Annotated in this window: 13 protein-coding genes; 8 read left to right on the plus strand and 5 right to left on the minus strand. The window is 71.5% G+C overall.

Features of this window, described 5'->3' with window-relative positions; all coding sequences use genetic code 11:
* The first annotated feature begins 2 nt into the window (after positions 1-2).
* Both eccB and FS769_RS05020 read left to right on the plus strand, forming a co-directional pair.
* The gene (gene eccB, locus FS769_RS05015; protein WP_144830158.1) at positions 3-1,331 is read left to right on the plus strand and encodes a type VII secretion protein EccB; all 1,329 of its coding nucleotides are present in this window, start codon (positions 3-5) and stop codon (positions 1,329-1,331) included.
* A complete protein-coding gene (locus FS769_RS05020) occupies positions 1,328-2,677 on the plus strand; it encodes a S8 family serine peptidase (RefSeq protein ID WP_186325424.1) in 1,350 nt (449 codons plus the stop codon). Before eccB ends, FS769_RS05020 begins: the two co-directional genes overlap by 4 nt.
* 15 nt (positions 2,678-2,692) lie before the next feature.
* On the opposite strand, the gene FS769_RS05025 is transcribed toward FS769_RS05020, so the two are convergent.
* Both FS769_RS05025 and FS769_RS05030 read right to left on the minus strand, forming a co-directional pair.
* Positions 2,693-3,976, minus strand: coding sequence for an FHA domain-containing protein (locus FS769_RS05025; protein WP_144830164.1), 1,284 nt, complete (start codon positions 3,974-3,976; stop codon positions 2,693-2,695).
* A gap of 29 nt (positions 3,977-4,005) precedes the next feature.
* Positions 4,006-4,236: a hypothetical protein gene (locus FS769_RS05030; protein ID WP_144830167.1), complete on the minus strand. Its 231-nt coding sequence runs from the start codon at positions 4,234-4,236 to the stop codon at positions 4,006-4,008.
* A 25-nt stretch (positions 4,237-4,261) separates the two neighbouring features.
* Here FS769_RS05030 and FS769_RS05035 point away from each other — a divergent pair, with 25 nt between their 5' ends.
* From FS769_RS05035 to FS769_RS05045, 3 genes are read left to right on the plus strand one after another with little or no spacing between them, the layout of a single operon-like run.
* Positions 4,262-4,780, plus strand: a complete 519-nt coding sequence (locus FS769_RS05035; RefSeq protein WP_144830170.1) for a CGNR zinc finger domain-containing protein — start codon at positions 4,262-4,264, stop codon at positions 4,778-4,780.
* Positions 4,781-4,819: 39 nt separating this feature from the next.
* Positions 4,820-5,224, plus strand: coding sequence for a GNAT family N-acetyltransferase (locus FS769_RS05040; protein ID WP_396652406.1), 405 nt, complete (start codon positions 4,820-4,822; stop codon positions 5,222-5,224).
* The gene (locus FS769_RS05045) at positions 5,221-6,243 is read left to right on the plus strand and encodes a pirin family protein (protein WP_144830176.1); all 1,023 of its coding nucleotides are present in this window, start codon (positions 5,221-5,223) and stop codon (positions 6,241-6,243) included. Before FS769_RS05040 ends, FS769_RS05045 begins: the two co-directional genes overlap by 4 nt.
* 2 nt (positions 6,244-6,245) lie before the next feature.
* On the opposite strand, the gene FS769_RS05050 is transcribed toward FS769_RS05045, so the two are convergent.
* A complete protein-coding gene (locus FS769_RS05050) occupies positions 6,246-7,439 on the minus strand; it encodes a M15 family metallopeptidase (RefSeq protein WP_144830179.1) in 1,194 nt (397 codons plus the stop codon).
* A gap of 72 nt (positions 7,440-7,511) precedes the next feature.
* Positions 7,512-8,204, minus strand: coding sequence for a hypothetical protein (locus FS769_RS05055; protein WP_144830182.1), 693 nt, complete (start codon positions 8,202-8,204; stop codon positions 7,512-7,514).
* Between the two features lie 131 nt (positions 8,205-8,335).
* Between FS769_RS05055 and FS769_RS05060 the strand changes: the two genes are divergently transcribed.
* Positions 8,336-9,442 (plus strand): Rv2578c family radical SAM protein, encoded by a 1,107-nt coding sequence (locus FS769_RS05060; RefSeq protein WP_144830185.1) that lies wholly within the window; start codon positions 8,336-8,338, stop codon positions 9,440-9,442.
* A 72-nt stretch (positions 9,443-9,514) separates the two neighbouring features.
* Here the strand turns inward: FS769_RS05060 and FS769_RS05065 are convergent, their stop codons facing one another.
* The gene (locus FS769_RS05065; RefSeq protein ID WP_144830188.1) at positions 9,515-11,935 is read right to left on the minus strand and encodes a DEAD/DEAH box helicase; all 2,421 of its coding nucleotides are present in this window, start codon (positions 11,933-11,935) and stop codon (positions 9,515-9,517) included.
* Positions 11,936-12,337: 402 nt separating this feature from the next.
* Between FS769_RS05065 and FS769_RS05070 the strand changes: the two genes are divergently transcribed.
* Together FS769_RS05070 and FS769_RS05075 are read left to right on the plus strand one after the other, a co-directional pair.
* Complete coding sequence (locus FS769_RS05070; protein ID WP_144830191.1) at positions 12,338-12,970, plus strand: antibiotic biosynthesis monooxygenase; 633 nt, start codon at positions 12,338-12,340, stop codon at positions 12,968-12,970.
* A complete protein-coding gene (locus FS769_RS05075; RefSeq protein ID WP_144830194.1) occupies positions 12,967-13,872 on the plus strand; it encodes an aldose 1-epimerase family protein in 906 nt (301 codons plus the stop codon). Before FS769_RS05070 ends, FS769_RS05075 begins: the two co-directional genes overlap by 4 nt.
* Positions 13,873-14,185 lie beyond the last annotated feature (313 nt).

Raw genomic sequence — 14,185 nt, forward strand, 5'->3', positions numbered from 1 at the left:
CGATGGCCACCAAGGGCGACCTGATCGAGGCGCAGAACTTCTCGCGCCGACGCCTGCTCACCGCGTTCGTCAGCGGCGCCCCCGGCGGCAAGGAGCTCCAGCCGACCTCTCCCCTGCGCGCGGTGATCGCCGCAATCGCGCTGACCGTGATCGTCGTGCTGGTGGGCGTGTTCTACGGCCTCATCCGCCCGGGTCTTCCGACCGGCTGGGAGAACGGCAAGCTCGTGCTGGTCTCCGACACCGGAGCACGCTTCGTCACCGTCGACGGCGTGCTCCACCCGGTGATCAACACCGCCAGCGCCCGCCTGCTGCTGCCCGCCGACAACTTCGGGGTCATCTCCACCGACCAGGCGACGCTCGCCGGCACCCCCGTCGGGAACACCCTCGGCATCACGGGCGCCCCCGACGAGCTGCCCCCCGCATCGGGTCTCATCAACTCGGGCTGGAGCGCGTGCGTCACCGACGACGCCGCCGTCGACGTCCGCGTAAGCACGGCCGCGGCTCCGACTCCCGCCACGGGCAAGGCCGTCGTGGTCTCCGTCGACGGCCTTCTGCACGTGGTGCAGGGCGAGCGCAGCTTCGCGGTGTCGAACGAAGATCCGGATGCCGTGTTGCGCGCCGCCGGCATCTCGTCGCTGAACCCGGTGCCGGTCTCGGCCGCCTGGCTCGACCTGTTCACAGCGGGCACGCCGTTGACGCCGATCACGCTGAAGAACTTCGGCCAGGGCGTACCGGGCACCTCGCTCAAGGTCGGCGAGGTGATCCGCCAGACGGGCACCCCCGACGACGAGCGTTACCTGGTGCAGACCGGCGGTGTGCTCGTGCGCCTGACGCCTCTCGCCTGGCAGCTGTACCAGCTCGGAAGCGGCAGCGCTCTCGGTACGAGCGTCACCGAGGTCTCGATCGACGAGACCCGCAACCTCCCGACCGCGACGCAGGACCTCGGTCAGGACTGGCCCGAGACCGCGTTCGACACCGTCGCGGCGGGCCAGCGCCCGTGCGCCGTGCTCGAGGGCGGCGAGGGTCAAGCCGTCACGGCCCTGGCCACGCAGCCGACGTCGACGGCGGTCACCGCCGGGGTGCAGGTCGAGCCCAGCCACGGCGCCCTCGTGCGGGCCGGCGGGCGCGGCGACCAGAACTCGAGCGTGCTCACCCTGGTGGATGCCACCGGCACGGCCTATCCCCTCCCCGGCGCGAGCGAAGAGGTCATCTCCCGCCTTGGATACAGCACCGACGACGTCGGCGCGGTGGCCGACGGGTGGACGGCCCTGCTCGCGACCGGCCCGTCGCTGACGGAGGGCGCCGCGCAGACCACGCCGGAGACGAAGTGATCCCGGGCATCCGACGCGTCGGCGCGGTTGCGCTCGCGACCGGGATCCTGCTCGCGGGAGTGCCCGCCGCGGCGCACGCCGGAGTCGGAGCCCCGGTCTCGGCGCAGGGCCTCGGCCCGGCATCCGGGATCGTGTCGGCCACGCAGGAGCAGTGCGACGCGTCGACGCGCGTGACCCAGACCCCGCTGGCGCTCGCCCAGCTGCAGAGCGACGCGGCCTGGGCGCTCACTCGCGGAGCGGGCGTCACCGTCGCGGTGGTCGACTCGGGGGTGGCGAAGAACCCGCACCTCGACGACAACGTCGTGCCGGGGGTGAACCTCGTACCCGACGGCACCGACGCGAACGGACGCACCGACACCTACGGTCACGGCACCGTCATCGCGGGCCAGATCGCCGCGCAGGTGATCTCGGGCTCCGGGGTGCAGGGCCTCGCGCCCGAGGCGAAGATCCTGCCCATCCGCGTCTACGCGGGCGACGAGAAGTCGCAGATCGACGCGGGTATCGGCCCGAACACCGCGCGCATGGCCGAGGGCATCCGCATCGCCGCCGACCGGGGCGCGCAGGTCATCAACGTCTCGATGAGCACGACCGAGAAGAACGGCGCCCTGGCCGACGCCGTCGCCTACGCGAAGTCGCGCGGCAGCCTCGTCATCGCGAGCGCCGGCAACCGCGATTCGACGGCCGCGGTCGAGCAGAGCGACGCCGACGGCATCCGCTACCCGGCCGGATTCTCGGGCGCGATCGGCGTCTCGGCCACCAACCTCGAGAGCGCCGTCACGAGCGACAGCATCCGCGGCACGCACGTACGACTGTCGGCTCCGGGTCAGGCCATCGCCTCGGCCTGGCCGTTGGGCGGCGACTGCGTGGTGGCGAAGGAGCAACCCGCGACGAGCTACGCCGCGGCGTACGTGTCGGGGGCGGCTGCTCTCGTCGCGGCGGCGCACCCCGGCGAGACCCCCGCGCAGTGGGCGTACCGCCTGGAGGCGACCGCCGTGCGGCCGCAGCCCGACGATCGCTCGAACATCACCGGGTGGGGCTTCGTCCAGCCCTATGACGCGATCGTGCTGGTCCCCGGCTCGGGGCTGCGCGGGCCGAACAGCCCGTTTCCAGGAGCCTCGCCCACGGCCTCGCCGACCGGAACGCCCGCTCCGGTGGCCGTGGTCGTCGGGCCGGGTCCGGATGCCGCGGCCATCTCGACCATGACCGGCATCGGCGTGGCGGGACTCGTGGCGCTCGGCGCCATCGGCGCACTGGCCGTGTACGTCAGCCGCCGTCGCGAAGAGACCGCGTCGCGGCGCCCGGCGCCGACGGGTCGCGGCCTGTACGGTCCCGACCCCGCGGAGTAGGAACGCCCCGCGACGTCAGGCCGTCGGTTCGGGGCGCAGTTCGACCTGCGCGTCGCCGAGTCGGAAGCGGCTGGGAACGATCGCCGTGCCCCCGGCCGACAGCTTCTCGGTGCGACCGTCGTCGTGCACCAGGGTCACTCCGTTGGTCGACTCGAGGTCGGTGATGGTCCAGCCCGTAACCGTCCAGTCGAGGCGGGCGTGACGCTTCGACATGGTGCGCGTGTCGTCGGTCACCGTGACGTACTGCACGCCTTCGTCGTCGACGGACGGACGACGGCCGAGCACGACGGTCCGGCTCTCGAGGGCGACGAGTTCTCCACCGGGCAGGCGCAGGCTCCACTCGCCACGGCGGCGTGACCGCGGACGTGCCGTCTGCGTCATCTCCTCGATGGGCGAGGCCGCGGCCGACGACTGCTCGTCGGGACGCTGCGCCGTGGAATCGGTCGTCTCGGCGACCCGGCCGAGCTCCTCGCCCTCCGCGGCGGGCGCGCCGGCGGCCGCGATGGTGGGCGTCTCGGCGCCGGCAGCGACGGCGGGCACCTCGGCGACGGGGGCGGAGCTCGGCACCTCGACGGAGGGCACGGCGTCCGGCACCTCGGCGACCTCTCCGTCGTCGAGCGGGGCGGTGCCGCTCGGCGCCACGGTCGTCTCCTCCGCAGGCACCTCGCCGATGAGGACGGGCCCTGGCAGCACCGGGATACTCGGCGTCTCCTGCGTGGCCGACCGCGCGCGGCGACCTCCGGCCGCGGCAGCCGGCGGAGGCGGATCCGTCGTCGCAGCGGAGGCCGAAGAGGGAGTCGCAGAAGTCGTCGGGGAGGCTGCCGCGGTCGACGCCTCACCCGCCGTCGCCTCCGCCCCCGGCACGGCGGTGATCGGCGCAGGCTCGCCCTCGGCCACGGTTACGACCTCGGCGTCGTCATCGGTCGCGTGATCCACGGCATCCGGAGTCTTCTCCCCGGCGGCGAGTACGCCCGCCCACACGGGAGGGAACACCAGCGCGAGGGCCGTCGTGCCCGCCCCGCGACCGGTCGGCTCGCCGAGACGGTGCGCCGCGCGCGCCTTGAGCACGAGCCCGTAGACGTTGACGCCCGGGACGAGCAGCAGTACAGCCCGCACCGGGTCCTGCCGGCCGAGGCGCAAGATCTCGGCCTCGTTCAGCAGCGGAATCCACGCCCGCCAGGGCTCGCCCCCGCGGCCCGCGAACACGCGAGACAGGCCGATGGCGTACCAGACGTGCAGCACGAGGGCCAGCACCAGCACCGCACCCGCGGTCACGGCGATCAGGCTCAGAGCATCCATGCGTCCTCCGTCGACGGTCTGACTCGACGCTACCGTGCGGGGTGGCCTCCGACCTCGCCGGCAGGGGGCGAGATCCGCGACACCGCGAGGGGAACGACGACGCTCGCGGCCTCGAGGTCGACGCGCCGCGCCCCGCACGCGGAGCAGCGGACGTACCGCACCCGACCCTGACTGGTCGAGTGCGCCGACTCGGTGATCCAGCCGTGTTCGTGAGGGGCGGATGCCGAGACGGCGAGGGCGAGCAGGTCTGAGGCGGTCATGATCCCAGCGTGATGTAATGCCGTTATGCATCTCAACCCTTACGGGGAGTACGCGGTCCTGCTGGCCGCGTCGCTCGCGAACGACTGGCCCGCCGATCGCGCCGGCATCGAGGAGCGCACGCGCGAGATGGGGATGACGATGACCTTCCCCGTGGCATCCGGAGATCACGAACGCACCCGCGCGGTCATCGACGAGTGGCTCCGCGTGGTCGACGAGACAGACCCCGCCGCGCGCGCCGCGCTGCTGAACGCGCAGATGGCCGCGGTCACCGCCTACCCGCGCCTCACCGACCACGACGGCGAGGGGTGGCACCTGCACTACCGCGACAGCGACGAGGCGCTCCCCCGCGTGCTCGCCGCCGTCATCTCGGTGGGCACCTCTCTGCACCTCGTCACGCGCGGCATGAACCGCCTCGGCCGCTGCGCCGCCGACCCGTGCACGAACGTCGTCGTCGACGTCACCCGCAACGGCCGTCAGCGCTACTGCTCGGTGCGCTGCGCCAACCGCGCCGCCGTCCGGCGGCATCGCTCGCGCCTCGGGTAGGGCGAGGGCTCGACGCCCCCCTAACCCACGACTTCCGCCATGACGTGGGGATGGCGGAACATCCATGCCAGCGCATACGTTGCTGTGGACACCGATGAAGGAGATTCCATGGCCGACGAACTGACCGTGACCCGCAACGACGAGGCGGGCCGCTACGAGATCCACGTGGGCGACGAGCTCGGCGGCTTCATGGAGTTCCGCCCCGCGAGCGGCGACCGCACCGAGCTGCCCCACACCGAGGTCGACCCGGCGTTCAAGGGTCGCGGCCTGGGCTCGACCCTCGCGAGTGAGGCGCTCTCCGACCTCGCTCGCCGCGGCGACACGATCATCCCCTCGTGCCCCTTCGTCGCGCACTACCTGAGCGAGCACGACGTGCCCGGCCTGTCCGTCGACCAGCCCGAGCAGGGCGACACCGACGCGGCCGGAGGCGGCGACCGGTCGTGACCCGACTCGACGTCGCTCCCCCGGCATCCGAGGGTCCGATCGACTGCGACGGCCCCCGCGCGTTGATCGTCGAGGCACGAGAGGTGCCGCTGGGCGGCGTGCGCGGCATGGAAGTGCACCGCACCCTCCCCCACCGCTCGCTGCCGATGGTCGGCGCCTGGTGCTTCCTCGACCGCTTCGGCCCGCAGGACACGCTCATGCGCGTCGAGCCGCACCCGCACATCGGACTGCAGACGGTGACCTGGCCGATCATCGGCGAGGTCCGGCATCGCGATGCCGTGGGCAGTGACGTCGTCGTGCGCCCGGGCGCCCTGAACCTCATGACCAGCGGCGCGGGGATCGCGCACTCCGAGTACTCGGTCGGCGAGGGGCCCATCCCCCTCGACGCCCTGCAGCTCTGGGTGGCGTTGCCCGAGTCGCGGCGGCACGGGGAGCCCGCGTTCGAGCGTCACGAAGACCTGCCGGTGCTCGACCTCGGCGAGGGGGCCGATGCGGTTGTGGTGATGGGCGCACTCGGCGAGGTCGTCTCGCCCGCGACGGTGCACACCCCGATCGTGGGCGCCGAACTCCGTCTGCCGGCCGGCGTCACCGTGCGTGTCCCGCTGCGTCCCGAGTGGGAGTACGCCCTGTACGGCATGACGGGCACCGCCGAGGTCGAGACGGGGGCGGATGCCGTGAACGCCGACGCCGCGCGACGACCCGGCACTCCAGTCGAGTCAGGGTCCACGGCATCCGTCGACCACACTCGCTTGATCTACCTCGGCCGCGGCCGCGACCATGTCGAGCTGCGCAGCGACGGGGGTGCCCGCGTGTTCCTGCTGGGCGGGGAGCCGTTCGAGGCCGACATCGTCATGTGGTGGAACTTCGTGGGCCGTTCGCACGACGAGATCGTCGAGGCCCGCGAGGCGTGGGAAGCACAGGCGCCGCGCTTCGGGACCGTGATCGACCACGGCCCCGAGCGCATTCCGGCGCCGCCCCTGCCAGGCGTGCGTCTCACACCGCGGAGGCGGCGGGGCTGAACTCAGTACGTCGGCGCCGCCGGGAGTCCGAAGAACTCCTCCAGGGTGGTGAAGCCGCCCTCGTGGTAGGCGCGAGCGAGTTCAGGACCGATGTAGCGCAGGTGCCACGCTTCGGGCTCGTATCCGCTGACCGCTTCGCGACCCTCCGCGTACCGCGTGACGAAGCCGAACTCCCACGAATGCTCGCGCACCCACGCGCCCTGAGCCGACGCGGCGACGTCGTCGAGAGTGCGGCACGAACCGTTGCAGGGCACGATGTCGACGGCCAGACCCGACTGATGCTCGCTGTAGCCGGGTCGGGCGCTCTCGCGATCGGCACCCTCCACCCCGCTGACGCGCACGCGGCCGGCGTACGTGGACTTCTGGGTCGTGTACGAGCGGAACGCGCTCAGGTAGCCGATCTCGCCGGCTCCCGCGTCGGAGGCGGCCTTCACCATCGCGGTGAGCGCGTTCGCCGCCGGCGTGCGCAGCGCGGAGTCTTCGAGGGCGCGGACGTTCGCGGGCATGATGAGGTCGCCCGGGTAGTAGTCGACGGGCTCGAGCGGGCGTTGCTTGTTGACGACGACCCATTCGCGGTTCGGGTCGGAGAGCGATACGCAGGGCGCGATCCCGGATGCCACGGCCTCACGGAAGGCGCTGCCTCCGCCGGCCGCGGCGATGGCGGCGGCGTCGTCGCCCGCAGAGAGCGCCGTCGTGACGGCCGGGTCGTCGCACGGCGTGGCCGTTGCCGCCACCGCTGACACCGCGGGCACGGGGAGCCCCTCGGAGGGGACAGCGGGGGGACCGGCGAGCGCCGCCGTCACGGTAGCGTCGTTGGCGCTCGTCGAAGCCGTGGCATCCGCCCCCGCCCCCATCGCCAGACCGGCGGCCACGGTCGCGGTGGCGACGACCACCGCGAGCGCCCCGGCGACGACCGCGAGCCGGCGACGGCGCACTCTCGGCAGGGCGGAGAACCACGCGGCCGCGGCGCGGAGGCGACCGCTCTCAGAGGACGACGGCGCGGCCTCGACCGGCGCGAACGAACGACGGCGAAGCGGCGCCGCGTTCGATCCGGCCTCGCGGAGAGCGCGGCGCGTCGGTGACGCGGAGGCCTCGGGCGCGGCCGGGGCGACGGGCACGGGGAGTGCCGCCGTCGCGAGTCGCTCGGCTTTCGCGCGCGCGGCGCGGCGGGGAGAGAGCTCGGAATCGGGGGACATGACTGGTCCCATTGTCTCCCGGGACCGCGGACCGGTCGACCCCGCCTCACCCGGTAGACGCCCGCGCGGCCCTTACAGCGCGTCGCTGAAGGCGACTTCGCCCGCCGCGACGAACACGAGGACGATGCTGAGCGTGCCGGCGACGAGCAGCAGGGCGGGATGCGCGAGCCCGACCACCACGCGCCGGGTGCGCGGCGACTCGGCGAAGAACTGCTCGGGGATGCGGTGCCGCGTCGGCACCGGCGCCCACCCGCGCAGGCGCGCGATGTACCCGACGCAGCGGAAGATGAGCACGGCCCACAGCACCGCGACGATGAAGGGCACGACGGCGCCGAAGATCTCGAGAGCTTCCTCCCACGCCGCTTCGGTGTTCGAGCGGGAATCCTCGGTCAGCTGCACCGCGACGGCCGCACCGAGCACGACGGATCCGATCCACAGGATGAGCGCCCCGAGCAGGGCGAAGAAGCGCGCGAAGAAGTGACCGAGGATCGACGGTTCGGACTCCAGGTGCGCACGGGGCGTCTGCGACAGCACGAGCAGCGTCGCGCCCAGCGAGGGCAGCGCGGCGCTCAACGACACGGCCACCCGCAGGGGCTCCGGACCGTCCACGAGGTCGACGACGACGATCAGCACGGCCATCGCCGCGAGCCAGATCCATCCTGCGGCCGCGGGGTGACGTTCGACCCACGACGGATGCAGGGGCTCGAGGCGGCGCCCGGCCGCCGTCAGCAGCGCGTGACCTCGCACGTGTCGCACGGTCTCCATGCGCCCCTCGTTCCCATCGCGGCAGACGAACCAGCGACGCCTGTCACAGTATCGCGAGAGCATTCGAGCATGGGAGCGATTATCGGATGCCGGGGCTTGCCCTGATATAGAACATGTGTTCGAATGTGAGTATGCGGTGGCAAGGTCAACAACTCGGCGTCGACGACTCGGGAGCCCTCCCGGGCATGGAGCGCATGGACGGCCTCGTGCGCTCGGTCACGACGCCGGAGTTCGCGGGCATGACCTTCCACGAGGTGCTGTGCAAAAGCGCATTGAATCGCGTTCCCGGGGTTTCGGCGATGCCATTCGATTGGACAGTGAATCCCTATCGTGGATGCACTCATGCGTGTTCATATTGCTTTGCTAGGAAAACGCATGAATACCTCGACCTCGATTACGGGGCCGATTTCGATTCGCAGATCGTGGTCAAGGTCAACGTCGCCGACGTGCTGCGCACAGAGTTGCGGCGCGGGTCGTGGGCCCGCGAGCCCGTCATGCTCGGGACGAACACCGATCCCTACCAACGCGCCGAGGGGCGCTACCGCCTCATGCCCGATATCGTCGGCGCCATGACCGACAACGGCACGCCGTTCTCGATCCTCACGAAGGGCACGTTGCTCCGACGCGACCTGCCCCTGCTCACCGAGGCGGCGCAACAGGTGAAGGTGTCGCTGGCGATGTCGATCGCGGTGTTCGACGACACGCTGCAGCACTCGATCGAGCCGGGCACCCCCAGCGCCGAGGCGCGCCTCGACACGGTGCGCGCGGCGACCGAGGCGGGGTTCCGCGTGACGGTGTTCCTCATGCCGATCATCCCGCACCTCACCGACTCGATCGCCGCGCTCGATCACGCCCTGGCGCGCATCCGCGCCGCGGGTGCGGCGCGCGTCGTCTACGGGGCGCTGCACCTGCGCCCCGGGGCGAAGCAGTGGTTCTTCGAGTGGCTCGAACGCGAGCACCCGCACCTCGTGTCGTCGTACCGGGGGCTGTACCCCGGTGTGTCGACCTCCGCCCCGAAGGCCTACCGCACCTGGCTCGGCAAACGCATGCGACCGCTCCTGCGCATGCACCGCCTCGACGGGTGGGACGAAGACGACCACCCGCGCGGTCGACCGCAGCCCGGCCTCGCGGCACGCACGCCGACGCCGGCGAGCAGCCTCGGACCCATCAGGTCGACCGGGGTCCCGGCATCCGCCCGCCCCCGTGTCGCGCCGGCGAGCGAGCCCACGCTGTTCTGAGGTTGCGACGTGACCGGCGAACGACGAAGGCCCCCGTCCGCGCGATGCGGACGAGGGCCTCCCTGACGACGATTACGCGTCGACGTTCGAGAGCTGACGGCCCGAGAGCTCCTCGAGCACGTCGTCGCCGAGCGCGGTCTCTTCGAAAGGAGCCTCGATCTCGGCGCGGTCGAGCAGCTCGGTCATGCGACGACGACGCTGGCGCGTGATCAGCGTGACCACGGTGCCGGCGCGACCGGCGCGACCGGTGCGGCCCGAGCGGTGCAGGTACGTCTTGTACTCGTCAGGGGCGTCGGCCTGGATGACCAGGTCGATGTCGTCGACGTGGATGCCGCGGGCGGCGACGTCGGTTGCGACGAGCACGTTCACGCGACCCGAGGTGAGCTTCTCGAGGTTGCGCGTGCGCTTCTGCTGGTTGAGGTCACCGTGCAGGGCGACGGCCGAGATCCCGGCGTCGTCGAATTGCTCGGCGAGCATCTCGGCATAGGCGCGGGTGCGGGCGAAGACGAGCGTCTTGCCGGCGCGGTCGACGAGCGAGTCGAGGATCTGCGCCTTGTCGCGGTGCTCGATGACGAGAACGCGGTGCTCGATGGTGCTCGAGTCCTGGTCTTCACCGGCGACCTCGTAGACGGCCGGCTCGACGAGGAACTCGTCGACCAGGGCCGCCACCTCGCGGTCGAGCGTGGCCGAGAAGAGCAGCTTCTGGCTGCCCTTCTTGGTCGCGCGGAGGATGCGCTGCACGGGCTCGAGGAAGCCGAGCTCGCACATGTGATCGGCCTCGTCGAGGACGGCGACCTGCACCTGCGAGAGGTCGAGCTTGCCCTGGTTCAGCAGGTCTTCGATGCGACCCGGGGTGCCGATGACGATGTCGACGCCCTTCTTGAGCGCACCGACCTGACGCGCCTGGGGCACGCCGCCGTAGACCTGGGTGGTGAACAGGCCCACGCTGCGCGCGAGCGCCTGCACGGTGCGGTCGATCTGCAGGGCGAGCTCGCGCGTGGGGGCGAGGATGATCGCCTTGGGGGCGCGAGCGAACTCACGACGCTGACCCGCCTGCGAACGCAGGATGCTCTCGACCAGCGGTGCGCCGAAGGCGATGGTCTTGCCCGAGCCGGTGCGGCCGCGGGCGAGGACGTCGCGTCCCTCGAGGATCGGAGCGACGGTGGCCGCCTGGATCGGGAAGGGGCTCGCCGCACCGAGACCGGCGAGGGCGCGGACGAGGTTGTCGCCCAGACCCAGCTCGGCGAAGCCGGCACCGGTCACGGTCGCGGCGTCCACGGCCTCGGCCTGCAGGCGCTCGTGCACGACGTCGACGCGCTGCTCGTGCTCGGCGGAGCGCTTCGGGGTGTTGTTCTCCCCACGCCCACTCCACCCGCCGCTGTCGCGTCGGGCGGAGCCTCCGGGCGCGTGGCCCCAGTCGCTGCGGCTCGGGCCGTCGTTACGGCTCGGGCCGTCGTTACGGCTCGGGCCGTCGTTTCGGCGGGGGCGCTCGTCGAAGGAGCGGGCCGGGCGGTCGCTGCGGTCGAACGAGCGAGCGGGACGCTCACCGGCGTCGCGACGGGGACGCTCGTCACGATCGAACGAACGCGCGGGGCGCTCGGTGCGGTCGAACGAGCGAGCCGGACGGTCCTCGAACGAACGGGCCGGACGCTCGCTGCGGTCGAATGACCGGGCGGGACGCTCACCGGCGTCGCGACGGGGACGCTCGTCGCGATCGAACGAACGCGCGGGACGCTCGGTGCGGTCGAAGGAGCGGGCGGGACGGTCGTTGCGGTCGAACGACCGGGCCGGACGGTCAGCGGCATCGCGACGGGGACGCTCGTCACGATCGAACGAACGCGCAGGGCGCTCGGTGCGGTCGAACGACCGAGCCGGACGCTCGGTGCGGTCGAAGGAGCGGGCGGGACGCTCGTCGAACGAACGCGCGGGGCGGTCGCTGCGGTCGAACGAACGCGCGGGACGCTCACCGGCGTCACGACGGGGACGCTCATCGCGATCGAACGAACGCGCAGGACGCTCGGTGCGATCGAACGACCGAGCCGGACGCTCGTTGCGGTCGAAGGAGCGGGCGGGACGCTCGTCGAACGAACGCGCGGGGCGGTCGCTGCGGTCGAACGAACGCGCGGGACGCTCACCGGCGTCACGACGGGGACGCTCATCGCGATCGAACGAACGCGCGGGACGGTCATTGCGGTCGAACGAACGCGCGGGGCGATCGTCGAACGAACGGGCCGGACGGTCGTCGCGCGTCGAGGTGCGGATGTTGCGGGCATCGGTGCGGCCGGCACGGTCGGCGGCGTTCCAACGCCCCTTGTCGGGGGTGGCCTCCGACTCGGGGCGGTAGCCGCGGTGGTTGGGGCTCTTGCTGCCGGGCTTGGCGGGGCCTTCGGTACCGGGACGACGCTTGCGGTCCTGGAACGAGGTCTTGGCGCCGTAGCGGGGCTCGAAGTTCTTGGCGGCGCGGCCGCCGGCGGGCTTCTTGTTCTTGGGCATGGAGAAACTTCCTGGGTTCTGTTCGCGCGAAACAGCGACACCGCTCGTGGCGGTGCGAAACCCGGACTCTCGTCGGCCGGGGGCCAATTCACTAGTGATGGTCGAGGCCGCGATCGCGTCCTGTCCATCGGCCCCTTGGACTACAAACCCATCCGCGCATCACGCGCGGTGTCCAGAGCCGACCGCACCACGTTACAGGTGGCGCCTGGGAATGGCATCCATGCCCCTCGGATGACCCATGTCCCACTTATGGCGCTTTCGTGACGCATCACACAGCCATACCTGGGACATCACCCCACCGAAAGTGGGACGAGGGTGGTCGAGAGAGGGACAGGGGTGGTCGGGACCGGGACAATTTCGGGGAGAGAGGGACTCAGGGTTGCGCTGACGGAAGATAGACGCATGGCAGACACCGACGCCCACCCCATCACGGTGGCGATCGAGCGGCGCATCGACCCGACGCGCACCGCCGAAGCGACCTCCTGGATGCAGGCCGGCACCGACCTCGCGACCGCTTTTCCGGGCTTCCTCGGCTCGGGCTGGGTGCGCGCGGGCGAAGACAGCGACCTCTGGTACATGCTGTACCGCTTCCGCGACATCACGACGCTCGAGGAGTGGGAGAGCTCCCCGCAGCGGCAGTGGTGGCTCGACTCGGGCCGCCCGTTCGCGCGCGAGGAGCGCAGCGAGCGGCGCACGGGGATCGAGGGCTGGTTCGACGCCCCGCACGGCTCGATCCTCGAAGCGGCGACGGTGACGGATGCCGGAACCCAGCCGATCCAGCAGCCCGTGCCCCCGGCTCCCCCGCGCTGGAAGCAGGCGGTGACGATCTGGGTCGGCTTCTTCCCCACCAATCTGCTGGCGTCATGGCTGCTGGGCTTCATTCCGGGCTTCGCCGAGGTGCCGCTCGTGCTGCGCGTGCTCGCGACGACCCTCATGCTCACCCCCGTCATGACCTACGCGGTGCTCCCGTGGGTCACCCGCATGCTGCAGCCCTGGTTGCAGCGCCCCCGCCGATCGCGAAAGGCACAGTCATGACCGCCGACCCCACCGGATTCCGCTTCCGCCTGCGCGGCGAGCACTCGTCGGCCGAGATCACCCAGGTGGGGGCAGCGCTGCGCGCGCTCACCGTCGACGGGGTCGATCTCGTGCCGAGCTACCCCGACGACGCCCCGACGCCCGCGGCATCCGGGGTCGTGCTCGTGCCGTGGCCGAACCGCATCCGAGACGGCAAGTACACCTTCGAGGGCGAAGATTTGCAGCTGGCCATCAGCGAGCCGAAGTTCGGCAACGCCAGCCACGGACTGCTGCGGTTCGGGATGTACCAGGCGATCGAGCACACCGACGCCCGGCTCGTGCTCGGGGCCGATGTCGTGCCCCAGACCGGGTATCCCTTCCACCTGCGCACACGCGTCACCTTCGATTTGCGCGACGACGGGCTGCACGTCACTCACGACATCGAGAACGTCGGAGCACGAACGGCGCCGGTGGCGCTCGGCGTGCACCCCTACCTGCAGATCGGGGGCGTGCCGACGGCCGATCTCGTGGTGCACTCCACCGGTACCTCGACGCTCGTGGTCGACGAGCGCAACATCCCCGTCGCCGAGGTGCCGGTCGATGCCGCCACCGATCTGCGCGCGGGCAAGCGCCTGGGCGACGCCGGCCTCGACAACGGCTACCGCGGGCTGGAGCGCGACGCCGAGGGACGCGCGCGCCACACGCTCACCGCTCCCGACGGGCGCCGTCTCGAGCTCTGGCAGGACGAGGGCTTCCGCTGGGCCCAGGTGTTCACGACCGACCGGTATCCGGGTCACCCGCTCGCCGTCGCGATCGAGCCGATGACGGCCCCCGCCAACGCCTTCGCGACCGGAACCGACCTCGAAAAGCTCGCACCGGGGTCGACCATGCGCCGGGAATGGGGCGTGCGCTTCACCGCGTGACGCATTCTTGTCCCCCAAATGGGGGACAAAAAATTAGCCATATGACCAGGGAAAATCCCAGGCAAGGGCTTTCCTACGAAGGCGGCGCGAACGTTACCATGAGCGGTGACGGATTTCCGTCAAGGCCGGGGGAGGCAGAGGACCAAGGTTTCCCCTTGCCTTCTACCCGAACGAGCCGACGGGGGCCGAGGGTCCCGCGATGAGGGGGGATCCCCGTTCCGTCTGAAGGAAAGATCCCCCATCATGAGCACCGCGCTCCGCTTCGCCGTCCCCGTTTCTGTCTCGGTGCCGCGTCTGACCGGCCTCACGCGTC

This window comes from Microbacterium sp. BH-3-3-3 (genome assembly GCF_007679045.1).
GTDB classification, from domain to species: Bacteria; Actinomycetota; Actinomycetes; order Actinomycetales; family Microbacteriaceae; genus Microbacterium; species Microbacterium algihabitans.